This is a genomic window from Rhodococcoides sp. S146-33 (assembly GCF_059489205.1).
In genome coordinates, this window is the sequence record NZ_JCAJWY010000009.1 from 22,388 (window position 1) to 46,046 (window position 23,659).

22 protein-coding genes are annotated in these 23,659 nt (G+C 63.4%); 11 read left to right on the forward strand and 11 right to left on the reverse strand.

What is annotated here, in order from left to right; translation table 11 throughout:
• The first annotated feature begins 19 nt into the window (after positions 1–19).
• Genes AC5WEY_RS24045 through AC5WEY_RS24060 form a run of 4 tightly spaced genes read left to right on the forward strand, consistent with a single transcriptional unit; the run spans position 20 to position 4,396 of the window.
• The gene (locus AC5WEY_RS24045) at positions 20–943 is read left to right on the forward strand and encodes a sugar phosphate isomerase/epimerase family protein (RefSeq protein WP_057478882.1); all 924 of its coding nucleotides are present in this window, start codon (positions 20–22) and stop codon (positions 941–943) included.
• Positions 944–965: 22 nt separating this feature from the next.
• Entirely contained in the window at positions 966–2,000 is a 1,035-nt protein-coding gene (locus AC5WEY_RS24050) for a Gfo/Idh/MocA family protein (protein ID WP_495647830.1), read from the forward strand.
• Positions 2,001–2,005: 5 nt separating this feature from the next.
• Positions 2,006–2,875: a sugar phosphate isomerase/epimerase family protein gene (locus AC5WEY_RS24055; protein WP_495647831.1), complete on the forward strand. Its 870-nt coding sequence runs from the start codon at positions 2,006–2,008 to the stop codon at positions 2,873–2,875.
• Between the two features lie 24 nt (positions 2,876–2,899).
• Entirely contained in the window at positions 2,900–4,396 is a 1,497-nt protein-coding gene (locus AC5WEY_RS24060) for a CoA-acylating methylmalonate-semialdehyde dehydrogenase (RefSeq protein ID WP_495647832.1), read from the forward strand.
• Between the two features lie 102 nt (positions 4,397–4,498).
• Here AC5WEY_RS24060 and AC5WEY_RS24065 read toward each other — a convergent pair whose 3' ends face one another.
• The 3 genes from AC5WEY_RS24065 to AC5WEY_RS24075 form a co-directional block, all read right to left on the reverse strand.
• Positions 4,499–5,638, reverse strand: coding sequence for an alpha/beta fold hydrolase (locus AC5WEY_RS24065; RefSeq protein WP_495647833.1), 1,140 nt, complete (start codon positions 5,636–5,638; stop codon positions 4,499–4,501).
• A gap of 166 nt (positions 5,639–5,804) precedes the next feature.
• Complete coding sequence (locus AC5WEY_RS24070; RefSeq protein ID WP_495647834.1) at positions 5,805–6,161, reverse strand: universal stress protein; 357 nt, start codon at positions 6,159–6,161, stop codon at positions 5,805–5,807.
• A 28-nt stretch (positions 6,162–6,189) separates the two neighbouring features.
• Positions 6,190–7,605 carry a sugar porter family MFS transporter gene (locus tag AC5WEY_RS24075; protein ID WP_057478877.1) on the reverse strand — a complete coding sequence of 472 codons (1,416 nt, stop codon included), beginning with the start codon at positions 7,603–7,605 and terminating at the stop codon, positions 6,190–6,192.
• 273 nt (positions 7,606–7,878) lie between these two features.
• On the opposite strand from AC5WEY_RS24075, the gene AC5WEY_RS24080 reads away from it, so the two are divergent.
• On the forward strand, positions 7,879–8,895 hold the full coding sequence (locus AC5WEY_RS24080; protein ID WP_495647835.1) for a LacI family DNA-binding transcriptional regulator: 1,017 nt from the start codon (positions 7,879–7,881) through the stop codon (positions 8,893–8,895).
• A gap of 97 nt (positions 8,896–8,992) precedes the next feature.
• Positions 8,993–9,133: a hypothetical protein gene (locus AC5WEY_RS24085; protein WP_495647836.1), complete on the forward strand. Its 141-nt coding sequence runs from the start codon at positions 8,993–8,995 to the stop codon at positions 9,131–9,133.
• A 56-nt stretch (positions 9,134–9,189) separates the two neighbouring features.
• On the opposite strand, the gene AC5WEY_RS24090 is transcribed toward AC5WEY_RS24085, so the two are convergent.
• Positions 9,190–9,831, reverse strand: a complete 642-nt coding sequence (locus AC5WEY_RS24090; protein WP_495647837.1) for an NAD(P)-dependent oxidoreductase — start codon at positions 9,829–9,831, stop codon at positions 9,190–9,192.
• Positions 9,832–9,982: 151 nt separating this feature from the next.
• On the opposite strand from AC5WEY_RS24090, the gene AC5WEY_RS24095 reads away from it, so the two are divergent.
• Positions 9,983–10,603: a TetR/AcrR family transcriptional regulator gene (locus AC5WEY_RS24095; RefSeq protein WP_057478875.1), complete on the forward strand. Its 621-nt coding sequence runs from the start codon at positions 9,983–9,985 to the stop codon at positions 10,601–10,603.
• Between the two features lie 25 nt (positions 10,604–10,628).
• Here AC5WEY_RS24095 and AC5WEY_RS24100 read toward each other — a convergent pair whose 3' ends face one another.
• Positions 10,629–11,258: a TetR/AcrR family transcriptional regulator gene (locus AC5WEY_RS24100; RefSeq protein WP_057478874.1), complete on the reverse strand. Its 630-nt coding sequence runs from the start codon at positions 11,256–11,258 to the stop codon at positions 10,629–10,631.
• A 232-nt stretch (positions 11,259–11,490) separates the two neighbouring features.
• Between AC5WEY_RS24100 and AC5WEY_RS24105 the strand changes: the two genes are divergently transcribed.
• Positions 11,491–13,434, forward strand: coding sequence for a linalool dehydratase/isomerase domain-containing protein (locus AC5WEY_RS24105; RefSeq protein ID WP_495647838.1), 1,944 nt, complete (start codon positions 11,491–11,493; stop codon positions 13,432–13,434).
• A complete protein-coding gene (locus AC5WEY_RS24110) occupies positions 13,431–14,321 on the forward strand; it encodes an oxygenase MpaB family protein (RefSeq protein WP_495647839.1) in 891 nt (296 codons plus the stop codon). Before AC5WEY_RS24105 ends, AC5WEY_RS24110 begins: the two co-directional genes overlap by 4 nt.
• Here AC5WEY_RS24110 and AC5WEY_RS24115 read toward each other — a convergent pair.
• The 3 genes from AC5WEY_RS24115 to AC5WEY_RS24125 all read right to left on the reverse strand — a co-directional run bounded on the left by AC5WEY_RS24115 (position 14,313) and on the right by AC5WEY_RS24125 (position 18,945).
• Positions 14,313–15,602 carry a GGDEF domain-containing protein gene (locus AC5WEY_RS24115; RefSeq protein WP_495647840.1) on the reverse strand — a complete coding sequence of 430 codons (1,290 nt, stop codon included), beginning with the start codon at positions 15,600–15,602 and terminating at the stop codon, positions 14,313–14,315. The two genes, AC5WEY_RS24110 and AC5WEY_RS24115, sit on opposite strands and share 9 nt — an antisense overlap.
• Before the next feature lie 88 nt (positions 15,603–15,690).
• Positions 15,691–17,898 carry an EAL domain-containing protein gene (locus AC5WEY_RS24120; protein ID WP_495647841.1) on the reverse strand — a complete coding sequence of 736 codons (2,208 nt, stop codon included), beginning with the start codon at positions 17,896–17,898 and terminating at the stop codon, positions 15,691–15,693.
• 132 nt (positions 17,899–18,030) lie between these two features.
• Positions 18,031–18,945, reverse strand: coding sequence for an aldo/keto reductase (locus tag AC5WEY_RS24125; RefSeq protein WP_495647842.1), 915 nt, complete (start codon positions 18,943–18,945; stop codon positions 18,031–18,033).
• 170 nt (positions 18,946–19,115) lie between these two features.
• On the opposite strand from AC5WEY_RS24125, the gene cynS reads away from it, so the two are divergent.
• Positions 19,116–19,565 (forward strand): cyanase, encoded by a 450-nt coding sequence (gene cynS / locus AC5WEY_RS24130; protein WP_057478869.1) that lies wholly within the window; start codon positions 19,116–19,118, stop codon positions 19,563–19,565.
• Here cynS and AC5WEY_RS24135 read toward each other — a convergent pair.
• The 3 genes from AC5WEY_RS24135 to AC5WEY_RS24145 are packed head-to-tail and all read right to left on the reverse strand — an operon-like array spanning position 19,547 to position 22,670.
• Positions 19,547–20,848 (reverse strand): esterase/lipase family protein, encoded by a 1,302-nt coding sequence (locus AC5WEY_RS24135; protein WP_495647843.1) that lies wholly within the window; start codon positions 20,846–20,848, stop codon positions 19,547–19,549. The genes cynS and AC5WEY_RS24135 overlap by 19 nt on opposite strands.
• A gap of 47 nt (positions 20,849–20,895) precedes the next feature.
• On the reverse strand, positions 20,896–21,867 hold the full coding sequence (locus AC5WEY_RS24140; RefSeq protein WP_495647844.1) for a phytanoyl-CoA dioxygenase family protein: 972 nt from the start codon (positions 21,865–21,867) through the stop codon (positions 20,896–20,898).
• Complete coding sequence (locus AC5WEY_RS24145; protein ID WP_495647845.1) at positions 21,858–22,670, reverse strand: class I SAM-dependent methyltransferase; 813 nt, start codon at positions 22,668–22,670, stop codon at positions 21,858–21,860. The genes AC5WEY_RS24140 and AC5WEY_RS24145 overlap by 10 nt, the downstream gene beginning before the upstream one ends.
• A 63-nt stretch (positions 22,671–22,733) precedes the next feature.
• Here AC5WEY_RS24145 and AC5WEY_RS24150 point away from each other — a divergent pair, with 63 nt between their 5' ends.
• The gene (locus AC5WEY_RS24150) at positions 22,734–23,597 is read left to right on the forward strand and encodes a class I SAM-dependent methyltransferase (RefSeq protein ID WP_495647846.1); all 864 of its coding nucleotides are present in this window, start codon (positions 22,734–22,736) and stop codon (positions 23,595–23,597) included.
• Positions 23,598–23,659: the final 62 nt, after the last annotated feature.

Consider the following 23,659-nt stretch of genomic DNA (forward strand, 5'->3'; position numbering starts at 1 on the left):
TTCGAGAGGAACTATTTTCATGAGCGTTATTCGCGTGGGATCGGCACCTGATTCGTGGGGCGTCTGGTTTCCGGAGGACCCGCAGCAGACCCCGTACGGCCGGTTCCTCGACGAGGTGTCCGCATCGGGTTACGAGTGGATCGAGCTCGGGCCGTTCGGATATCTCCCGACCGATCCGCAGAAGCTGTCCGACGAGCTCGCTGCACACAACCTGAAGCTTTCTGCCGGAACCGTTTTCGAGCATCTGCACCAGGACGATTCCTGGGATGCGGTGTGGACTCAGATCGAGGACGTCGCGAAACTGACTGCGGCAGTGGGCGGAAAGCACGTCGTGGTCATTCCCGAGATGTGGCGTGACCCGAGCACCGGTGCGGTACTCGAGGACCGCACACTCACCACCGATCAGTGGCGCAAGAAGACCGAGGGTATGAACGAGCTCGGCAAGCGCATGTTCGAGCAGTACGGCGTCAAGGCTCAGTACCACCCGCACGCGGACTCTCACGTCGACACCGAGGAGAACGTCTATCGGTTCCTCGACGGCACGTCGAGTGAGTTCGTCAACCTGTGCCTCGATACCGGTCACATCAGTTACTGCGGCGGAGACAACATCGCGATCATCGAGCGCGCACCGGAGCGCATCGGATACCTGCATCTCAAGCAGGTCGACGAAGCCGTCCGCGCCCGAGTCGAGGCGGAGGATCTGCCGTTCGGCGAGGCATGCAAGCTGGGCGCGATGACCGAGCCGCCGCTCGGCATCCCGGACATGCCGCCGTTGCTGTCGACCATCGAGCGGTTGGCCGACGAAGGCAAGCTCACCGCAGACATCTTCGCGATCGTCGAGCAGGACATGTACCCGTGCGAGCCGGACTACCCGCTGCCGATCGCCCAGCGCACTCGTAAGTACCTGGGCTCCTGCGGGATCCCGTCCATCCAATTCAGCTGATACCCGCAAGGAGACTTTTTTCATGACCAACGAACTGCGCATCGCCGTCCTCGGGGTCGGCATGATGGGTGCCGACCACGTCGCTCGCATCTCCTCGAAGATCGCCGGTGCACGCGTTGCCGTCGTCAACGACTACTTCACCGAAAAGGCCGAAGAGCTCGCCGCGTCCATCCCTGGCGCTCGGGTCGTCAACGACCCGATCGACGCCATCGCCGATCCCGAGGTCGATGCCGTGCTGCTCGCGACCCCCGGTCCGACGCACGAGAAGCAGCTCCTCGCGTGTCTCGAGCACGGCAAGCCCGTCATGTGCGAGAAGCCGCTGACCACCGATGTCGAAACATCCCTCGCAGTAGTGAAGGCCGAGGCCGAGCTGGGCAAGAAGCTGATCCAGGTCGGATTCATGCGCCGCTTCGACAACGAGTACGCAGATCTCAAGGCTCTGATCGACTCCGGCGATATCGGCCGGCCGCTCGTCGTGCACTGCGCACACCGCAACCCGGCTGTGCCGCCGCACTTCGACAGCGCGATGATCGTCAAGGATTCGCTGGTGCACGAAGTGGACGTCACCCGCTTCCTGCTCGACGAGGAAATCACGACGGTGCAGATCATCACACCGTCGGCCAACACGAATGCGCCCGCGGGACTGACGGATCCGCAGATCGCCATCTTCACGACCGAGACCGGTCGGCACGTCGACGCGGAGGTGTTCGTGACCACGGGCGTCGCGTACGAGGTCAGGACAGAGGTCGTGGCCGAACGCGGTAGTGCCATGATCGGTCTCGATGTGGGCCTGGTTCGTAAGTCCGCGCCCGGAACCTGGGGCGGCACGATCACACCGTCGTTCAAGGAGCGCTTCGGGCAGGCATACGACACGGAAATTCAGCGGTGGGTCGACGCCGTGCGCTCGGGTGCCGAGACCGGCAACTATGTCGACGGTCCTGGCGCTTGGGACGGGTACGCTGCAGCAGCTGTGTGCGAGGCCGGAGTGAAGTCGCTCGAGTCGGGTGCTCCCGTGGCCGTGGATATGGTTCCGCGTTCCTCGATCCCGGGCGCGTGAAGCGAATGAAGATCGCTCTCGATCCGACTCCGTTTCACCACGACTACTCGCTGCTCGAATTACCCGGTGTGGTAGCCGATCTCGGGTACGAGTGGCTGCAGTTGACTCCGCACGTGGACATGATTCCCTTCTTCAACCATCCGAAAGCCGACGACGACCTCGTCGCCAAGTTCAAGAAGGCGTGTTCCGACGCCGGTGTCGGCATCGCATCCGTACTTCCGGTGCTCCGGTGGTCCGGGCCCGACGAGGACGCACGTGAGGCTGCAGTTCGATACTGGAAGCGCGCAATCCAGATCACCGTGGATCTTGGTGTGTCGACCATGAACACCGAGTTCAGTGGTCGCCCCGAAAAGCCCGAGGAATCCGAGCGGTCTTTCTACCGGTCGATGGAGGAACTGGTTCCCATCATCGAACGCGAAGGCCTCGATGTGTTGATCGATCCGCATCCCGACGACTTCGTAGAGGACGGTTTGGCGGCGGTTCGTACCATTCGCGGAATCAACTCGAAGAACATCGGCATGGTGATCGTGGCATGTCATCAGTTCCATATGGGCGGCGATCTCGACGCGATCATGACGGCGGCGGGGGACATGGTGCGACTGGTGCACGTGGCCGACACGATGGATCATCATCGCTCGCACGGGCTTCGGTACATCACCAATCCTCCGGGCAACGCCGTACGCGTGCACCAGCACCTCAAGATCGGTGACGGCGATGTCGATTGGAACCAGTTCTTCGGCGGCCTCGGCAAGCTCGGCTTCTACGACCGCGACACCGTCATGGTCTCGAGTGTGTTTGCGGAGAACGAGAACGCGCACGAGGTCTCGCGATATCAGCTCGACACGATTCGGAAATACGTCTCCGAGCACTCCTGATCTCCACTCACGTAGGGAAAAATCATGACCGACAACGTTATTGCACATTGGGTGGACGGAAAGCCGTTCGCCGGCACGTCCGACAAGACCGCTCCGGTCACCAACCCCGCAACCGGGCAGGTGACCGGCCAGGTAGCGCTGGCCACCGTCGAGGATGCACGCTCGGTCATCGCCTCTGCCGCAGCAGCATTCCCGGGCTGGCGAGACACCTCGCTGGCCAAGCGAACCGCAATCATCTTCAAATTCCGGGAATTGCTCAACGCCAAGAAGGGTGAGCTCGCAGAGATCATCACCGCCGAGCACGGCAAGGTTCTCTCCGACGCACTCGGCGAAATCAGCCGCGGCCAGGAGGTCGTCGAATTCGCCTGTGGCATTCCCCATCTGCTCAAGGGTGGCTTCACCGAGAACGCGTCGACCAAGGTCGATATCTACTCGATCCGTCAGCCCCTCGGCCCCGTCGGCATCATCAGCCCGTTCAACTTCCCAGCGATGGTGCCGATGTGGTTCTTCCCCATCGCCATCGCGGCCGGCAACACGGTCGTTCTCAAGCCCAGCGAGAAGGATCCGACCGCATCGCTGTGGATCGCCGCGCTCTGGGAAGAAGCAGGCCTACCTCCCGGTGTCTTCAACGTCCTGCAGGGTGACAAGGTTTCCGTCGACGAACTGCTCGAGAACAAGTCGATCAAGTCGATCAGCTTCGTCGGGTCGACGCCGATCGCGCAGTACGTCTACTCCACCGGCACCGCGAACGGTAAGCGCGTCCAGGCTCTCGGCGGCGCGAAGAACCATGCGATCGTGCTGCCGGATGCCGATCTCGACCTCGCGGCCGACGCGATGGTCAACGCCGGGTTCGGTTCTGCCGGTGAGCGTTGCATGGCCATCTCCGCGCTGGTTGCCGTCGGGAATATCGCCGACGACCTGGTCGCGAAGATCGTCGAGCGCACCACCCCACTCGTCACGGGCGACGGAACCACGGGCGCGGACATGGGACCTCTGGTGACCAAGGCGCATCGCGACAAGGTCGCCTCCTACGTCGATGCAGGAGAGGCCGCCGGTGCCACCATCGTCGTCGACGGACGCACAGTCCAGGCCGACGGTGGCAAGGACGGATTCTGGCTCGGCCCGACGTTGATCGACAATGTCACCACCGATATGAGCATCTACACCGACGAGATCTTCGGACCGGTCCTGTCGGTGGTTCGGGTCGATACCTACGACGAGGCACTCGAGCTCATCAACTCGAACCCCTACGGCAACGGCACCGCCATCTTCACCAATGACGGCGGCGCGGCCCGACGCTTCCAGAACGAGGTCGAGGTCGGCATGATCGGCATCAACGTCCCGATCCCGGTGCCCATGGCGTACTACAGCTTCGGTGGCTGGAAGAACAGCCTGTTCGGTGACACCCACGCCCACGGAATGGAAGGCGTGCACTTCTTCACCCGCGGCAAAGCAGTCACCAGCCGCTGGCTCGACCCCAGCCACGGCGGCATCAACCTCGGCTTCCCTGAGAACGACTGAGCCCTGAACTGCGAAACCCCCGCTCCCATTGTCGGAGCTGGGGTTTCGCGCTGCACGGGCAGCAGATGCCGGACCGATTCGACTCTGCGGGGTGCGCCGGGGTCAGTGCAGCATGTGGAGTATTCGAGCCTGGGCGTCGTCGACGGTAGCGGCAACAACGTCGTAGTGGGTTGCATCGGGTACGGGCCGATAGGTCACCTCGCGCACGCCGCTTGCCAGCAGTGCAGCAGCCAAGCCGGTCGTTGCTGCCGGCGGCACGACCATGTCTGCCAGTCCTTGTTCGATCACCACCGGCCGGGTGTATCCGGTGGTCGGCACCGACAGATACTCGCGTAGAGCCGAGGCCATCGCAGAATCGGACAGCGGCCGGGCAAGAAGCTGCTGCGGAGAAACACCGATCACTTGCTCTCTCAGCGCGCCGATACAGCTGTCCTCTGCTTGCGTTACGTAGGCGCGTCCGATGTCACTGAGGTAGCCGTCTACGTCGATATCGGGCCGAGAGTCCTCGAGCCCGTGGAGGATGTAGATCAGGGTGGCAGTGACGTTGTCGAGTTGTGCGATCCGGGGTGTGGTGGGAGAAAGTAGTGGCAGCAGGACCTCGAGGTTCGACGAGGGTGCGAACGACACCACCCCGCGAAAGTCTGACGGGGCTCCGTACATACCGGTGCGAGCTCCGGTGGTGAGTGCGGCCGCGCCGCCTTGAGAGTGCCCGGCGGCGACCCAGGTTCGCGACAATGCGGGCAGCATGTCGGCTGCTGCGTCGACGGCGTCGGTGACGGCATTCGCCGCCGAGACACTGTTCAGATAGTGGTGGATGTCCGACGTTCCGAGTCCGATGTAGTCCGTCGAGACTACGGCCGTACCGCTACGGAGTAGGTTGCTGATCAGGGGCTTCGACAGTTCGACGGCCATCGGATCCTCGGCAGTCCTGTTCTCCAGCGCCGTGCTCATGGCGCATGAATCACCCACGCCGACGGTGCCTTTGGCCCAGGATACAATCGGCCACCCGCCTGCTGGCGGCGTGCCGGAGGGGATGTACACCTGTCCGCGGGCTCGCGCCGGACGCCCGTGTTCGTCGGTGGTCCAGTAGGACAGTGCGTAGCCGGCATAGGCACCGTCGATGATCCTCGAAATCGGCTCGATAGATGTCGACGGTGCCGCGCCGGCAACGGGGCCGAGCACTCCCGAGCCGGCAAGCATTGCAGCAGTTGCGAACCAGACCAACGTGGATCGAATTTTCATGTATTCCCCCGCGATCGACCGTAGAGGTTCGGATCCGCCGCCCCCGCGCGGAAATATACCCCGGCTTGCGCCGTGGAACTACAGATTCCGACGACGACGAGACCCTGCGTGACATGTTCTGTCGCGCAGGGTCTCCTCATCGTCGTTCTTGCCGGCAGCGGCCGTATCAGCTGGGTTGGACGCTCAGGACCGGGACGGGCGACATCATGAGTAGACGCTGAGTGATGCTGCCCAGCAACGCTTTACCGACTCGGCTGCGTCTCTTGATTCCGATGACGAGTCGCGTCACTTCGGGATGGGCGTCGATCTCGTCGAGGACGGCTGTTGCTGGATCGCGGTCTGCTCGTCCGGCCCGGTCGATGACCCGCACAGCAAGCTCTGCGTCGAGTCCGCTGACGTCGAGTCCGCCGAGAGTCAAATTCACCACGATCAGTTCGGTGCGCATGGCACCTGCTTCGTCGGCCGCGAGGCGCAGGGCGTGACGACCCTCTTCGTTGTCGGTTACTGCAACCAGTATTGCCATGTCGTGCCGTCCTTTCGATGCGTTCGGTTCACGAGTACTCGCGACGGAATCCGGCCTCTAGCTGTTCGAGTGATTGCCCGCGTGTTTCCGGTACCTGGGTGACGATGAAGATCAGTGCCAGGACCCCGAGCCCGACGAAGATGAAGAAGGTCGGCGCTATGCCCAGCGCTTCGACGACAGGCGGGAATGCGAGCGCAACAACAGCATTGGCCAACCAGAGCATGAACACGCAGACCCCGATTGCGAAGCTGCGGATCTTGAGGGGGAAGATCTCGGCAAGCATGAGCCACACCAGGGGGCCGATGGTGCCCTGCATGCAGAAAACGAACAGCACGACGAAGACGAGGATGAAGTACGCCTTGGCATTGCCGTCGGGCAGTAGCAGCGCGGAAAGTCCGACGAGGAGGTGGAAGAAGGTCGTCAGCCCGAAGCCGGCGATGAGCATCGTCCGGCGGTTCACCTTGTTCATGATGAGCAAACCGACGGTGATGCCGAGAACGCTGAACAATCCGTTGAGGGTGTTGGCGATGATTGCGGCGCTGTCGGAGAAACCCGCGTCACCGAGCAGTTGCGTTCCGTAGTACATGACCGAGTTGATCCCGGTGAACTGCTGGAAGACGCCGAGGCCGACGCCGATGAAAATGAGTCGACGGATCCAGCGGACGGACAGGTCCGCGGCACCTCCGGTCTGGGAGAGTCGCTCTTCTTCTGCCAGAGCGTGGACTTCGGCCATCTCGGCTACTGCGCGTTCATCGGTCCGTACCTGCTTCAGAACTGCCAGTGCCTCGTCGTCGCGACCCTGCAGCACGAGCCAGCGCGGACTCTCGGGCATGCGCAGCATGCCGACGAACAGCGCGATCGCTGGGAAAAGTGCGACCACCAGCATGTAGCGCCACACCGACTCGTGGTCGCCCCAGATATTGAAAATGATGGCATTGATGATGAAGGCCGCGAACTGGCCGCTCACGATCATCACCTCGTTGCGGGTGACCAGAGATCCGCGTCGCTCCGCCGGTGCAACCTCGGAGAGGTAGACCGGAACCGTGGCGGACGCGCCGCCGACCGCAAGGCCGAGGATGAATCGGAATACCGCGAGCACCTCCCACGACGGGGCAAGCACACACCCGATCGTGCCCAGGGCGAAGACGCCGGAGAGCAGCAAGATGTTGTGGCGTCGACCGTATTTGTCGGAAAGGCGCCCTCCGACCAGTGCGCCGATCGCAGCACCGAAGATGAGAATGCTGACGACAAGACCTTCGGTGAACGACGTGAGCCCCAGGTCGTCCTTCATCGGTTCGAGCGCACCGTTGATGACACCGGTGTCGTAGCCGAACAGTAGCCCGCCGAATGTCGCTACGACGGCGATGACGCCCAGTCGTCGGGAATGCGTCCCCGGTGTGTCGGGCGGCAGCGCACTCCGTGAGGTTGGTTGAGCTGAAGACATCTGTTTCTCATCCTCCGATACCCGTGGGTGGCAACTCTGCTGTCAAAGCGGGAAATCCATGTACGTATGTCTTAACATACTGACAGCAAAATGAGAAGTGGGTCACAGGACGCGCACTGGGCATCCGATCGAACGCGCGGGCGTCGAGGCCGTCCGGAGGTACGGTTTCGACAGTGGTGTCCGGGTGCAGGGGGGAACGTGGTCGAGGGCGAGCAGGGTGATCACCGGCCGGATGCTGGTTCGCAGCCTCGCGCGCGATCTCGAAAACCCACGATGGACGATATTGCCGCTCGGGCGGGGGTATCACGCACGCTTGTGTCGTTCGTCCTCGGAGGCAAGGCCGGTGCGGGGGAGCGAACGCGAGAGCGCGTCCTTCGAATAGCTGCTGAACTCGGATACACACCCGACGCGACCGCTCAGCTGTTGGCCCGGGGACGCAGTCGAACCATCGGAGTTCTGATCGACGTCGAGCAGCCATTCCAAGCGCAGTTGGTGAAGCGAATCTATCCGGTTGCGAAAGCCGCGGGTTACGAGGTGTTGCTCTCTGCCAGCGCACCGGGACGAGACGAACGGGCTGCCGTCGAATCTCTGATCGGACATCGATGCGAAGGGCTGATCCTGCTCGGTCCGAGCTCGGACCAGTCGTACTTCGAGGAGTTGGAAGACCGTGCCGTCGTAGTTGTCGTGGCAAAACCGTTGTCTCGGAGCAACTTCGACAGTGTGCGCAGCGCCGACGACAGCGGTGTTCGGCAATCCGTCGACCATCTGATCGAATTGGGCCACCGCGAGATCCATCACATCGACGGGGGATCCGGTCCGGGATCCGCGATCAGGAGCGCCGCGTATCGCGGTGCGATGGATCGACACGACCTGGGCGATCGAATTCGAGTGATCGCCGGAGCTCACGATGAGGCGTCGGGGGTTGCTGCCGGGCATCTCATGCTCGACGAAGGCAGTTTGCCGACAGCGGTTCTTGCGGGCAACGATCGCTGTGCATTGGGCCTCATGGATGCGCTCGACCGCGCCGGAATCGATGTGCCCGGTGATGTGTCCATCGTCGGATACGACGACAGCGAACTCGCGCGGCTGTCTCGGATCGATCTGACGACCGTGCGGCAGAACGTCGATGCCCTGGCCGAAAACGCCGTTACGTTCGCGGTGACGCGCCTGGAGAACGTCTCCGCGCCGGCGTCCGAGATGATCGTCGAACCACATCTCATCGTGCGCGGAAGCACCGGACCCGTGCGTTCCGCAGAGCGCATTCGCGCGTTGAAGCACCGGGGTTTGTAGCCGAACTCTTGACTTGAACCTGTGACGTAGCCCATAGTAGTTCTACTAACGCGCTTAAGTAACTGCGTCTCGCGACGCACTGGAACTGGGAGATCAGATGTCGAACTTCGTCGAGGCCGGCGGTACCGCAGTGAAGTCCGCTGCCGCCGCACTCGCGTTCTCTGTGATGCTGTTCGTGTTGATTCTCGGATTCCTCGCCTCCGGGATCATCGGCGTCGCGGGGTCGATCAGGAATTGAGAACGTCGCCAGCCGTCGAATGATGCTGGGCGTCAATGGATTACGAGGACCGATCGCTAGTTCGAGACGGCGGGAGCGCGGCCGATGTAGCGGGTGTCGTCGACTTGTGCGACGGTGAACGCTGCGATATCGGCGCGGGTGATGGCGAAGCCGAGTTTGTCGGTGCCGAAGAAGCCCGACCTGACGGTACCTGTGGCGTCGCCGTTCGTGGGGCGTATGAAACGCACTATCGTCCAGTCCAATCCGGAGCTCATGATCGCGGCGGACATGGCGGTCATGTCGTCGTACGCGCGGCGAATGAACGTGCGTGCGGTGAACGAGACGAACCGAGTCATCGGGGTCGGACTCTCCTGTGGGTCGAGCACCGATGGGGTGCCGTGTCCGACATATCGGGTGACGCCGTGACGACTCATGGCAGCAAGGATGTGCTGCACCCCATCGGTCAGAGGCAGTCCCGTGATCGTGCGGTCGGTCAACGGCCCGAGAGCGCTGACGACGACATCGGCACCGTGGACAGCGCGGTCGACGGATTCGGAATCAGCTAGTTCCCCGACCACCAGGCGTACACGGTCTGCCCACCGCTCGGGGACTTTGGAGGGGTTGCGGGCATATGCGGTGACGGTGTGACCGGCCTCCAGTAGGCGGTCGACGGTCAGGGAGCCGATGACGCCGGTGGCACCGAAGACAGTGATGTTCATTGGTATCGAATCCTTACGGTTGATGCAGGAAATGAGGGGCGACGTCAAGGTGCCTGGCGTCTCTTACTCGAATCTGTAAGTGGAACTTGTTCTCCGCTTGATTGAACCACATATCTGGAAGATTTATTCCACTTGGCTGCTAGGGTGGGGTATGCCCTCCGAGCAGCGGCCATTGAGGGCCGACGCAGAGCGAAACCGCCAGGCGATCATCTCGGCAGCGTCGACCATTCTGTCCGAGGAGGGAACGGCGACGACCCTCGAACACATTGCAAGCGTCGCCGGGGTAGGAGTGGGGACGATCTATCGTCGGTTTCCGACAATCGACGACCTGGTCGCCGTCGTGCTGGAAGAGAAGATGACACGCTATGCCGATCGCACCGAGGCGGCCGCCGAGCGAGCGTCCACCGAGCCGTGGGAAGCATTCCGTGACTACGTCCACTTCTTCCTGTCCGAGCAAGCTGCCGATCTCGGATTCAGCGACGTCATCCTGTTCGGTACCAACGGCTCAGGAACTGTCCAGTTCCGAAGCGAGATCCAGCGCGCGTTCGACGCGTCGGTGACCCTGGTGAATCGTGCGAAAGCGGCCGGTGCGATTCGAGCGGACTTCCACCACAGCGACCTGTTGCTACTCCATCATGCCAACGCCGGTCTCCTGCGCGGTACCCAGAGCACCGCTCCGAATGCGTGGAAACGTTTGGGCGACTACATGCTTCAAGCGTTTCGTATGTCAGGTCCAGAACCGCTGACGCCGGCACCCGACGCCTGGCACTGACCGCCCCGCGGTAAAACGCCACCCGTCACTGTCTTTCGGCAGGGCCGAGGCCGGCGACCGCCGTCGTTGCGAGGTTCAGAAGCCGTTCGATGAATTCGTTCCGTTCGATCGGCAGTGCACCGCGAAGCCACATGGCGACTACGTGGGTCGAGCCGGAAACGAGCAAGTGCCCTACCAGTTGCGCGTCCACGTCGTCGACGGATGTCGATGACATCAAGCCCAGAAGCTGGTTCACGTACCGATCCACGGCGGCGTCGCGCGTCGCGAGTAGTGCTGGGCTGGCAGCTGATTCGAGATACAGTCGAGCTGTCCGTGGGTCGTCCATCGCGTCCAGTACGGCCTCGATGGCCAACGTCAGTACCTGCCGAGGATCTGAGATGCCGAGGTTGCCCGCCGCGTCGATGGCTTGCGAGATGGAGTCGAAGACGTCTTGCATGGCCGCCGACAACAGCTCTTCCAGGGACGTATAGGTCTCGTAGAAGTACCGCTTTGCGAGAGTTGCTCGGGCGCATACCGCGCCGATAGTGAGTTCGGTGACGCCCTTGTCGTGCACGAGATCCAGTGCGGCCTCCCGGAGGCGATCTTGCCGATCTGCAAGTCGTTCCTCCTGAGACAGACCGCCGTACTTGCGTGAGGGGCCATCGATCGAGTTCATACCGACATCTTGACACTCGGGGAGCTGCGCTGCATTATTCAGGAACTGCTACGTCGCAGTTCCTGATTGGAGTGGTCATGGTGTGTTGCATTGCCGCAATTGCAGTCCTGTCGATCCTGTCGCGGGTTTTCGTACGGCCGATTTCGTGGGTGAGAGGTGGGGGGCGAGACGTGCCCCACCTGCCCACGGCGAAGTACACGGTCCGACCGCTGCAGAGATCGGACGTCTTCCAGTGAAGAACACGACGCCGCAGGATCTACTCGTCGTGCCCGAAACCGAACCGATGTCGGTCCCGCTCCTCGACGAACGAGCACCACTTCTTCCACCGGTCACGGCCAGGGTCGTCGGCAAATTCATGACCGTCTACGCCGCGGTGTGGATCCTGGGCCTCACCCTGCTTCTGGCCGGGACCGGTCGCATACAGATTCTCGGCGCAGAGTTACTGGTCCCGGGTGGTGGACACTTTGCCCACGGCCACATTCTGTTCGGCGTCGTTGCGATCGTGTCGTTGGTTGCGGCCGTGCTGCTCTGGTGGATGGTCGGCGCTTTCGTCGCACCGTTCGTCGTGTGGGGTCTCAACGCGGCGTGGGCTGTGGCAATGCCGAGCCACCACCACATCGACAGCGTCACTGCGGCGGTACTGTCCGCGGTGGTACCCACCTTGCTGGCCTTCGCTGTTGTCGCCCACGCCGTACGCCATCGTCGGCGCCGAGGCGTGGCAGCCCGTACCAATCTCGTATTGCGAGAACTGGAGGTCGCCGTCACGCGGGTTCCGTCGAGTCCTGTTCTGCCCGTGGGCGAGGCGTCGATCGAGGATCTCACCCGGCTGAGGCTGGCTTTCGATCTGGCCCTGCAGCCGGTAGACCGTTTCGACGGATTCGACCGACGGGATCAGTTCAGAGAAGCCGCGCTGAGATACCAGCTCAGTATCCTCGGCTACACGCTGGCGACGTATCGATACAACTACGCTCCCGCATTTTCGGGCTATCTGGCCGAGTCGGCGGCGCGGTCGATCCACAAGATGAGCGATCGACGAGTATGGGGATACTGGGCCGTCGAGAATGCCTGGGGCAGAATGAAGTCGAGTCGCGATCCGGTAGCGAACACCGACAACATCATGCTCACCGGCTGGCAGGGTGTCGCCGTCGGGATGTTCGAGAGTCTCGAGGACAACCGCTTCTCCCAGCCGGAAGCGCTGACGTATCGGTGGTCCGACACCGAGTCGTACGCCAACGACTTTCATTCGCTCTCGGCGTCGATCGAACACAACATGCGGAGATCACCGTTCACGCTGTACTCGTGTGAACCTCGCTGGATCTACCCGGTGTGCAACACCTTCGGCGTCAACACGTTGGTCATGCACGACAGACTCCACGGCACCCATATGTTCGCCGATCTCGAAGAGTCCATCCGGCGGGCGTACCTGGAGGAATTTCATCGACCCGACGGACGGATCATCGGGGTCCGATCCGAGACTGCTGGAATCTCCTGGAGCCCGTGGTCCGGAGACGGAGTGTGGCTACCGACGACGTACTGGATGCACGCGGCTATGCCCGATCTGGCGCACCGCTCGTGGTGGCTGATGCGCGATACGGTGCTGCGCCACGACGGCGAACGGTTTCACCTGCCGAGGACTCTGGCCAATCGGGTGGATGCCGGTTCCTACTCCTTCGGTGGGGATACCTTCGGTCAGATCATGCTCGCCATGGCAGCCCGGGAGATCGGTGACGAGGATGTCGCGGCCAACGTCCTGTCGCATCTGGATCATCATGAACCCACCCGAACTGCAAACGGTGCAACGGTTTTCACACAGACATCGACGCAGGGAAATCTGTACTCTCTGATGGCTCGGTTCGGTCGGCACGGGGGTCTTCGTGACCTCGTCGGGCATGGGGCCGATGCGAACTGGCTCCGGGGACCACGTCTGGCCGACGCGTCGTACCCGGACGTCCTGGTGGGTCGCGCGGTCAGCGACGGGGCAGCGCTCGACTGCGTGCTCCATCCGGGCGCGGAACGAAAGCGAGTGAATCTCACGATCGACAACGCGCAACCCGCGCGAGACTACCTCGTCCGAGGTGCTACGGAGGAGACCGTCAAAGCAGGACACGACGGCCGCTTCGCCCTCACCGTCGACCTCGACGGTCGAACCGAGCTACGAATCGAGCCACGATCATGAACCGAGTTTCGGGCCGCCGCGTCCGGCAGCAGATACGTGCACTGGACCCGACCGAGGATGCCGACGAGATCGTGAGAATGTCGGTTGTCACGCTCAACGGAAAAAACAGGCTGGTGTACGCACTCTTCACCGTGGCGTTCATCAAACAGGTGGCCGTGCCAGACATGGCGCGCATTCTGTACCGGCGAGGAACCGGCGACATCGTTCGAGAGACCGTGAAGCGCAACGACGATACGATCGTCTTCTTCGGCCAACTGCTCGACCATGGACCGAACTCGCCCACAGGTCGCGAATGGATCGACCGCCTGAACCGGATACACGCCAATTTTCCCATCCGGAACAACGATTCGCTGTACACCCTGTCGACGCTCGCACTCGACCCGCACGATCTGACACTGGCGCTGGGGCACTCGCCGTTCGGTCCAGCGGAACTGCAATCGCAGTGGCTCTTCTGGCGAAAGGTTGCGGTGCGGCAACACCTGGAGGGCATACCGGAAACCCGCGCAGAGCTCAGCGCATGGGCGGAGTTGTACGAGAAGACGGAATACGCAGCCAGCGAGGAAGGTCGACACATCACAGATGCTCTGGTGCGTGCTTTCGGGCAGCGGTGCTTGCCCGCGCCGCTACGACGGTGGGACGCGCAGATCATTGCTGTGTTCTGCCCACCGCTACTCCGTGAAATCCACGGCCTGCCCAGCCCGGGACCTGTGTCGAGGGCGCTTGCTCGCGCCGCGCTCGCGGCATACGTTCGCACTCTGCCGATCCAGTTGGTCCCAGTAAACCGTTCACTGGCAAATGATTTCGGAGACAATCGCTACGGCGTGCGAGTGCCGGACGACGTCGGGTACCAGCGGCCCGCCGGCCGGGACCGATCCGAGTCACGGTGAGTAGGGCGGGCTTCCGGTCCGATCCGAAGCAGCCGACTGTTTGGCCTTGTACAGGGCAATATCGGCCTGGGTCAGCAGCTCTTCGAGTGTGCTGGCTCCGGTGTTGTGCGCGACGCCGATGCTGATCGACACCGAGACTTGTCCGTCGACGACGTCGATCGGCGGGGACGTCGCGATGATCATGTCGCGCTCGATGTCCGCGGCAGATCGAGTTCGACCGAGCAATGTGTCGTCGAAGAGCGCAGCCACGAACTCGTCTCCGCCGATTCTTCCGAATACGGTGCCGGAATCGCAGATCGCAACCAGCCGCGCAGCTGTCGTTCGCAGGACTTTGTCTCCGACCAAGTGGCCGTACGTATCGTTGATAGCTTTGAAGTCATCGAGGTCGATGAACAATACTGCTGCGGGAGCAGCGGTCTCCGCAGTTGTCCGTTCGATTCGTTCGAGTAGCGCCGCGCGATTGAGCACGCCGGTGAGATCGTCGACCCTCGACTTGACCAGGAGTTCGCGGTACGCCTCGAGCAGACTGCTAGTTGTCGCGGCAAAATCGGTGACATCTCGGAAGCTGATCGCGACCACACCGTCGACGTAGTTTGCGGTCACCTCGAGCGTTCTGCCGGGAATGAACAGGGCCTGCACCACCCTGGTGACCTCGCCGCGAGTCGTGATCGCCTCCCGGTGCAGATCGTCGAAGTAGGACCCAGCCGTCACCGGTAGTGCCTCGTGCATGTGCCGTCCGACGACCTCCGCTCGGCTGACGCCCAGGTGGCGTTCGGTCTGAGTGTTGATGTACTGCAACACCATTGCCTCGTCGACAATGGCGAATCCGAGTGACACGCCGTCGAGGATGCGGCTCCACCGTGCTTCGGGCATCAGGTCCAGCTGGGGTTCCGCCGGTGGAACGACCAGGGAGACGACGCCGGTCAGCACCGAGGGCGATCCATCGGGGGCATGCTCGATGGACACACTCCTGGTGAGTACATGCCGAATGGTGCTGCTGCGATCGATGATCCGATAGATACACTCCGCCCCTATCGATGCACGCGCGTCACCGTAGAGCGTTCGGAGCAGGTCCGTGTCGTCTGGGTGCACGCGGCTGTGCCAGATCTCGAGTGGGGGCCGATCGTCGTGACCGGCGTCGAATATCGCTGCCGCCCGCGCGTCCCACTCCATGTACGACTGCCCGATATGGAAGCGCGTGATGCCGATGGACGCCGCGTGCGATGCCACGTCCGAGACGAGTGGTTCCGCGCCGAACGACGAGTGTGGGGCGTCGGCCATACGCGACTCCATCCCATCGGCGATCCTGTTCCTTTCGAGTGTGTACCAAAGGACCGATTCGCGCCATGGAATCAAGGGTTGTGTCGGTTTAGGTGTTCGTCGAGCTGGATCTCGTACCAGTCAGAAGGGTCGTTGTGTGTTCGGCATCAGCCGGTCGACCCAGCAGGAAGCCCTGGGCCAGATCGCACCCGGCTGCAGTGAGGACGTCGAGTTGTGCCTGCGTTTCGACGCCCTCACCCACGACGGTCACACCGTACGCCTTCGCGAGGGCGATGATGGCAGTTACCACGTCGCGACCTCGGGTGGTGTGAAGAGCATCGATATACGTTTTGTCGATCTTGAAGCTGCTGATCGACGGAAAGCGTTCGAGGTATGCCAGGCTGCTGTAGCCCTTCCCGACGTCGTCGAGCGACAACGCGACGCCGATCTCACGCAGAGCAGCCAAGTTCGACGCAACGGTGCCGTTGTCGGACAGCCACTCCGTTTCGGTGAGTTCGAGCACGATGGCGCCGGCAGGTGCACCGGTGGTGTCGAGGGCGACCGCCACTCGGTTCGGGAATGCCGGGTCTCGCAATTGCAGCGCGCTGATGTTCACGCGGACGCTCGGGTGAACGGTCTCGCGCCACCGCACGAGTTGCCGGCAGGCAGTGGTTAGTGCCCAATCGCCGAGAAGTGTTGCCAGACCGGTGCGTTCGGCGACCGCAACGAATTCTGATGGCTCTATGGAGCCCAACTTCGGGTGGTGCCACCGTGCCAGTGCTTCGACGGAGACGATCTGTCCGGTCGCGATGTCGATCAGGGGTTGGTACGCGAGGTTCAGATCGCCACCGGCGAGAGCCCTGCGGAGATCCACCGACATCGAGCGCACGCGGTCGGCGTCGTAGAGATCGCTCGAATCGAAGACCGCATGTCCGGCTCGGGTGTCCTTCGCTCGATACATCGCGAGGTCGGCTGATCTGAGAAGCTCACTACGAGTCGAGTTCGGCTCGGAGACAACGACTCCGATGCTGGCGCTCACCGGTATCGGATCGTCGTCGTCTTCGACGGTCGACGAACCGAGAGAAGCGCGAATGCACTCGGCGATGCGTTCTGCGTGCGCTACATCGTGAACGTGATTACAGATCATCAGGAATTCGTCGCCGCCGAGTCTGGCCACCATGTCGCCGGGTTCCACTGTCTCGGTGAGGCGCCGCGCGAAGCGCACGAGTGAGCGGTCTCCGGCGTCGTGGCCGAGGCTATCGTTGATGATCTTGAAATCGTCGACGTCGAGCATCAGCAATGCCACTCGTTGGTCGTTCTCGCGGGCACGGGCCAGTGCGGCATCTATCTCGGCATACGCCCCTGCTCGATTGGGCAGCTCGGTCAACTGATCGTGGGCACTGCGCCAGCGCAGTTCTCGGTCGAGTTCGACCCGTTCGAGTGCGGCCGACAGTACTCCTGCTACCGCGGAGACGAAGGCGATGTCGCCGTCGCCGAACAGGTGTGGGATCCGGCCGAAGAGAATCAACGCGCCCCACAGACCGGTTCCGATGGTGATCGGGACGGCGACTCCGCTGCGAAAACCCATGGCGGACATCGCCGAGGTGTCGAATCGCGTTTCGGAGTCGGTGTCGGAGCACACGGTGGTTTCGCTTCGAGCCAGTGCATAACCGGTCAATGACCCGTCGCCGGCGGCCACCACGACATCGTCTCGAAGCGAACGGGTGACAGCGTCGATGGACAGAAACGGTTCGGCCGGGTTCGAATGTCTGGCCAGTGCCGCGGACTCCACGCCGATCAACGTGGCCGCCGTGTTCGTGGCCGCTGTCAGTACGGCGTCGAAGCTTGCAGTGACAGCGAGTGCGCTCAACTCGGCCAAGGCTCGTTGCTCGACGGCAATCCTCACCGCCGATGTGGCCGCGGCCAGCAGTTCGAGGTCACGTCGATGGCCACGGGTGCGGTCGCGGACGATCGTCGCGATCAGATCGGGTCCCCGTCCTGAACGTCGGACGACGAACGTGGACAGGGCGACGGGAATGCCCGCGCCGGTCGCGAAGTGGCGTAGCTCGGTTCGCCCCTGCCAATGCCCTGTCGCCCGCAACGCGTCTTCGACGTCCCCGGACACCTCGAGTCCGCCGGCAGTGAAGAAATCCACTGTCGACAGACGGTTCGCCGGTAGTGCGTCGAGGCCGACCAGGCGGAGGCCGGCCGGATTGACGTCGATCACGGCACCCGAGAATTCCGACAGGGCGACCATGTCGGGGGATTCGTCGAACAGAGCGCGAAGAACGAGCGGATCGAGGCCAGGATCGCTCATCTGTCTCCGTTTCGCACTCGTAGCGGCGACGGCCGATGGGCAGCACCACCGACGGTCGCAGGGGACGACAGTTGTTGTTCCTGTCTACAGCATGGAGGTGTGCGGGCGAGATGACAAGCAATCCGGATTACATTAAGTCCACGCAAGCTGGGACCGAGTGTGCCAGTAAATGTCTGGAGGCTCGGGCAGGTCCGGGTTGTTCGCGGCTGTCAGCTCGTGGTCGATGGTGAGTGCGACGAGGTTCTGCTCGAGTTGTGCAGTGGTGGCCGCGCCGGACAGCACCACATCGGCCCATGGTTGCGCGAGTGCAATTGCCAGCGCCAATGCGTCGCGTCCGACCCCGGCGGAGTCTGCTGCCCTGGCGAGTGCCGAATCTTCCATCACGAGTCGGCCATTGGCCATCGCCTCTTTGACGACGACGAACCAGCCGGCCTCGTGTGCACGGGCCAGGGCGGGACCGGCGGACGGTTCGAGGGGGTTCCAGGTCGATTGCACCGAGCTGAACACCCCGAACTGCAGCGCTGCATCCACCACATCGGCTTGTTGCGGCCCGCTGGTGCTGATGCCGATTCGGGTGCCACTGTCGGCTACCGCGCGTAGGTCGTCGAGAAGTGCCGTGTCGGTGAGCGCAGGACTGTCCGGAGTGACGCTGTGGATCAGATAATGGTCGGGCGCACCACCGAGCTCGCGGCGGGTTTGCGGCCACTGTTCGGCGAAGCGTGCAACCGAATGCTCTTTGACCTCGTGGACTTCGGCTCCCTGCTGAAAATCGGCGACGTAGGCGTATCCCCACTTCGAGCCGATCACGAGGTTCTCGCGCCGCCCCGGATGTCGAGTCAACCAATTGCCGAGGAACTGCTCGGCAAGCCCGTACGAGCGCGCAACGTCGAAGTGCCGAACCCCGTGGTCCCACGCGGCGTCGAGTACTGCGTGGCAGTGCTGCTCCAAGGCTGCCGGATCGAATCGCCCGGCCACGGCGTCCGAGTGCCCGATCGTCAGGTACTCGGGACGTCCGAGTGCGGCGAGGCCGAGGCCGAGTTGTGTCATGTGGTCAGTACTTTCGTTGTGCCGTGGCGATCAGGACCACCCTATCCGCGATCGGGTAGCGCGGGCTCCCTCGATGCGAAATGTTGCGAGACATGAAATCTCGGCTGAGACTGGGATGTCGAGGCCCGATCGGGCTTGTGCTTGTAGTACGACTACGAAGGAGTGAGCTGTTGACCGATTTCGCAGGGAAGCCCTTGATCGGTGAGATTCGGCTTGCACGCGCGCGTGCTGGGACGAGTTGGGCCAGCTTGGCCGAAGCTATCGATATGCCGGTGGCATGGACGGTCTCGGCTCTGTACGGGCAGCATCCTCTCACCGTCGCTCAGGCCGATCTGCTCGCAGAGAAACTGAGCATGCCCGAAGGCTCGTTGTTCGAGCTGACCCTGGCTCCCTATCGCGGGTCACTCGACATCTCCTCCGACCCCACGGTCTACCGATTCCACGAAGCGCTTCAGGTATACGGGCCGGCGCTCAAGGAGCTGATCGCCGAGGAGTTCGGCGACGGCATCATGAGTGCCATCAACTTCACGATGAACATCGAACGACGCCCGCACGACGACGGAGATCGCGTCGTGGTGACATTCGACGGGAAGTTCCTCGACTATCGATGGACCGAATAGTCCGGTGGACGGTGTCGGCGTAGATCGGAGTCTTCCGAGCCTGGACCGACCAGTGCACGCCGCATCCAGCCGTACACCCTCTCGTCGTTGAGGAGTGTGAAATGGTGGGCGCTGTTGATCGCCAGCCCATCGTCCGGCCGAAGTCCTATGTTGCGCAGCTTGTTTCGTCCTCCGGCGCTGTCGGTGCGAACGAGGCCGTCGCCCACGAATATCCCGACCGGGTGTCGAGGGTTGCCGGTGACGACGGCAGAGGCGTGATGGTGCCGCACCCCCTCCGGAACCGAGATGTCCATCGCCGCGCCCACATCGAATCCGTCGGTGTAGCTGGCATGCCCCTCTTGTTCGGTGATTGCGCCGTGGATCAGGTCGCGGACCCCGGCGCTTCGCCGCGCCAACAGATGTGCGAACGGCCGAGTCTCGGGTGCGAGCGCCAGCGCTGCTGTGGCCAGGTGAACCCCGCGTGCGAGCGGAGCGCCCAGATGAGGAGTTCCCAGGGTGAACACGTCCGTCAACAGGTCCACCCATCGGCGGCCGCTCTCGGCGGCGTGATGAGCGGCGCTGCGTGAGACCAACCCGCCCATGGAGTGACCGACCAGTGTGATTCGGTGAACCCGGACCGGCCACGCCGTGATGAGCTGTTCCAGGAGGTCCGACAGGTCGCGGCCGTTCGTGCCGATTCGACGTCCGGTGTTGTAGCGCACGAAGATCGAGGTGGTTCCGGCTTCGGAGTCCAGCCGCTCCCCGTACGTGGGCCGCCCGCCGAGCCGCCACGCCGATTCGGTTTCGACCAGACCGTGCAGAAACAACACCAGGTGCGCTCCCGCGGTGGGGAACGCCGCGGCAAGCGCGCGATATTCCGGGGGTACGGGGCGTCCGTCGACACGGATCGACATGGGATACGCAAGGACCCGGGCGGTTCGCTCCATCTCGTCCCCGATGAGACCGTGCAGGACCGCGATGGTCTGCGCACCACCGGCGGTGTGCGACGGCGAGGGCCGTGAGTCGTCCTCGCTCGTCTCGTCGCCGCCGGTCAAGGCACCGACGACCTTGGCTGCCCCGGTACATGCGGCCGCGACGGTCGCGTAAGTGCCCGCGGCGATCGCGTCGTGCATCAGCTGTGTCGGTAGGACGGCTGGACCGACCCCGAGCCGTACGGCAGCGAACGTTCGTCGTGCAATTGCCGAGTGGACGGCGCGAACGCCACCTGCGGCCGCCGCCATCTCGCGAAGGGTGAGCTCGCCGAGTTCACCCAGTTCCTGCGTGCGCTGAGATTTCTTCCCCACCGAATCCAGTGTACGTGTGTCCACTGAAACGGTCGAGCTGCAAAAAATCAGCGCCGGCCGACCACCGGGTTCAGCTCGGAAGCCGCAAGCCCCCCGGGCTCGACGCCGGGCAGGAATTCGCGCCACGTGCCGCTGATCAGCGTCGGCGACTCCACGACTCGAGCCCCGTCGGCGAAGTAGGTGTTGGCCAGGGCTCGGCGCGGCTGCGTGGTCAGGTTCGGTCCCGCGGTGTGGAAGCACAGCGCGGAGTGGAAGGACACGTCACCCACGGCGAACGGCGTCGACTCGACTTCGACGTCGCGCTCGACGAAGCGCTTCGTGACGGCCTCGTCGTACGACGTGCCGACCTTGTCGAACTCCAAATCCACAACCTCGTCCAGCACCTGTCGACCGCGAGCGAACGACAGCGGACCCATACGACCGGGGATCGCCGACATCGGCATCCACGCAGTGACCGCCTGGGTGGTCTGCAGCGGGAAATGTTCGGCGTCGTGGTGCCAGGGAGTGCGTCCGCAACCGGGCTCCTTGGACAGTGCGTTGTCGTGATAGAGCCGAACGGCCGGTTCGTCGAGCAAGGCTGCGGCGACGCCGCCGATTCGGGGAGACAGCGCCACGGCGCGCATCAAGTCGTCGTGGAGCCACATCTGTTCCAGCGCAGTGAATCTGCCGGCCACGTTCTCGCCGTGCTCGGCCCGCAGCAGCTCCTCGAGGCGCTCGGCGAGGCGACGCACGACGGCCGGGGAGAACACGGCGGGCAGCCGCACGAAGGCCTGTCGAGCGAATGCGTCGACGGCAGCAGGGTCGAGGTCGTACGGCTGAGCAAGCTCACGCTCGACCTGCGCGTCCGTCGCCGCCTCGATGTCGGGTAGGCCAGGACCGTCGACCAGCTCGGTCGGCATCGTGTCGTTGGCGGCCAGCGTGACGTACCAATCCCACCAGTCCTGATCGTCACCTGCCCAATCCTGATCGATACCGCCATCGCGATTCTGTTCGGGGAGAAGCTTGTTGGTCAGATCCACAACAGGGCTGCCTCGTGCGAGAAGGTGTAGGAACCGGACGTGTCGCGACAGGAGGCAAGGTAGTCACCCAGCACCGGTGCCGCCTCCATCTCCTCCAGCGACACGGAGTCGTCGAAGGCGCAACGCTGCAGAAAGCCTTCCGCAACAGCACGATCGGAGGTACCGGTGGTGTACGTGACGCGCTGGTCCCGCACGTCTGCACCTGCTCGAATCAGCGCGTCGCGTACCTGCTCGGCCGTTGTGTACGGCGTGGCCTCGCGCACGCCGGCGCGGAAAGCGTCGTAGAACGCAATGTAATGCGAGGCCGCTGTGGCCTGAGCGACCAGGCCCAGCCCGCCGGGGGCCAGTGCGGACACGAATCTTTCGGCTGCAGCGTCCAACTCGGCCGGTGGTAGTGCATAGAGCGCATGAGTGGCCCACACGACGTCGTAGCCGGTGTGATCGGCGGGCAGGTCCTGCAGGGTCATCACCAGGTCGCGACGAGCAACGAACGGTTTCCCCAGCGCTCCTCGCGCCTCGGCCACCGAGAATGCCGACGGGTCGAGGAGGTCGTAGGCCAGGTCTGGCACCGCGGACAAGTCGGTGTACCGCCGCAGTGCGGTCGGGAACTTGCCGCTGCCGCAGGCCACGTCCAGAAGCGTCCAGTCGTCGTGCGCTCGCTCGGCGAGCAGGGCTGGCCAATCGGCGGCCAGTGCCAGCTGGTGGTAGTCCTCGGTGGCCAAGGCGTAGAAGGCCTCCATCCCCGTGCGACCGGCCTCGCTCCAATGCTCGAGACTGCGCTCGGCTGTGTCTCCGCTGCTCACGCGATTCCTCCTAGAAAGTCAACTACGACGCACCGGACGGGGCGCCATGGTTGACTCGGTCCAATGTCCAACATAGCTCCGAATCCGCCGACCGACACTGCTGCTCTGCTTCTCGACGAGTTGCGGTCGGTGCGGCGCGGGGCGGATGCGCTGGCGGGCCTCGCGCCCGAGTCCTACGCCCGAGCGCACGCGGCCTTCGAGCGACTATCCGACCAGCGCGATCTGATCGCCGAGCACGTAACCGCGCGGCTGGCAGGGATGGGCGATGGACCGATCTCGGTGCTGTCGGTGGGTTGCGGTGACGGCTCGCTGGACGCTCGGCTCGCCGCGAGCCTGGTGCAGGTGGTGCCCGGACGAGCGGTCCGGTATGTCGGCATCGACCCCTGGCCTGGGAGCGCCGAGCTCTTCACCGCCAAGATGGTCGCGCTCGAGGCCACCGAGCTCGACTCCCACGCATACGTCGCACCGTTCGACGACTCGTCGGTCGACGAGACGTTCGACGTCGTGATGTTCGTGCACTCGATGTATTACGTCGCGGACTTGCAAGCAACGCTGCGTGCCGCGCTCGCCCTGTTGCGCCCCGGCGGCGAACTGTGGGTCGCCATTGCGCCGACGGCCGCGCTCAACGCACTCGTCGAAGTCCTTGCCCCTCCGCTCGAGGGCCATCGGCAGTGGTTCAGCGCCGACGTCGAGAAAGCCTTCGTCGACGCCGAGATCACCGTCGACGACGTGGTCACTCTGGATGCTCTCGTCGACCTCGCCGCCGCGAGCGACGAGGTGCTCGACTTCTCGGTACAAGCCCGACTGACGCCGGAGTTGCGTGTGCCCGTGCGGGCCTATCTCGACGCCGTGTCGGTCCCCGCTGCCGTTGGTGGGCAGCGTGTTCCGCATCCGGTCGACGTGTTCGCCGCGACCCGTCTTCGATAGCCCCGCCGCCGTGAATCAGCTCCTCGGATTCGAATATCCGACGCCGATCGGAGTCGTGGATC

Excerpts from the sequence above, each read along its gene's own strand:
- AC5WEY_RS24070 (WP_495647834.1), bottom strand. The coding sequence starts at position 6,161 with ATGGCAATACTGGTTGCAGTAACCGACAACGAAGAGGGTCGTCACGCC.
- AC5WEY_RS24100 (WP_057478874.1), bottom strand. The coding sequence starts at position 11,258 with ATGAACTCGATCGATGGCCCCTCACGCAAGTACGGCGGTCTGTCTCAG.
- AC5WEY_RS24045 (WP_057478882.1), top strand. The coding sequence starts at position 20 with ATGAGCGTTATTCGCGTGGGATCGGCACCTGATTCGTGGGGCGTCTGG.
- AC5WEY_RS24075 (WP_057478877.1), bottom strand. The coding sequence starts at position 7,605 with ATGTCTTCAGCTCAACCAACCTCACGGAGTGCGCTGCCGCCCGACACA.
- AC5WEY_RS24125 (WP_495647842.1), bottom strand. The coding sequence starts at position 18,945 with ATGACACAACTCGGCCTCGGCCTCGCCGCACTCGGACGTCCCGAGTAC.
- AC5WEY_RS24110 (WP_495647839.1), top strand. The coding sequence starts at position 13,431 with ATGAACCGAGTTTCGGGCCGCCGCGTCCGGCAGCAGATACGTGCACTG.
- AC5WEY_RS24120 (WP_495647841.1), bottom strand. The coding sequence starts at position 17,898 with ATGAGCGATCCTGGCCTCGATCCGCTCGTTCTTCGCGCTCTGTTCGAC.
- AC5WEY_RS24115 (WP_495647840.1), bottom strand. The coding sequence starts at position 15,602 with ATGGCCGACGCCCCACACTCGTCGTTCGGCGCGGAACCACTCGTCTCG.
- AC5WEY_RS24085 (WP_495647836.1), top strand. The coding sequence starts at position 8,993 with ATGTCGAACTTCGTCGAGGCCGGCGGTACCGCAGTGAAGTCCGCTGCC.
- AC5WEY_RS24095 (WP_057478875.1), top strand. The coding sequence starts at position 9,983 with ATGCCCTCCGAGCAGCGGCCATTGAGGGCCGACGCAGAGCGAAACCGC.
- AC5WEY_RS24090 (WP_495647837.1), bottom strand. The coding sequence starts at position 9,831 with ATGAACATCACTGTCTTCGGTGCCACCGGCGTCATCGGCTCCCTGACC.
- AC5WEY_RS24050 (WP_495647830.1), top strand. The coding sequence starts at position 966 with ATGACCAACGAACTGCGCATCGCCGTCCTCGGGGTCGGCATGATGGGT.
- AC5WEY_RS24080 (WP_495647835.1), top strand. The coding sequence starts at position 7,879 with ATGGACGATATTGCCGCTCGGGCGGGGGTATCACGCACGCTTGTGTCG.
- AC5WEY_RS24065 (WP_495647833.1), bottom strand. The coding sequence starts at position 5,638 with ATGAAAATTCGATCCACGTTGGTCTGGTTCGCAACTGCTGCAATGCTT.
- AC5WEY_RS24150 (WP_495647846.1), top strand. The coding sequence starts at position 22,734 with ATGTCCAACATAGCTCCGAATCCGCCGACCGACACTGCTGCTCTGCTT.
- AC5WEY_RS24060 (WP_495647832.1), top strand. The coding sequence starts at position 2,900 with ATGACCGACAACGTTATTGCACATTGGGTGGACGGAAAGCCGTTCGCC.
- AC5WEY_RS24055 (WP_495647831.1), top strand. The coding sequence starts at position 2,006 with ATGAAGATCGCTCTCGATCCGACTCCGTTTCACCACGACTACTCGCTG.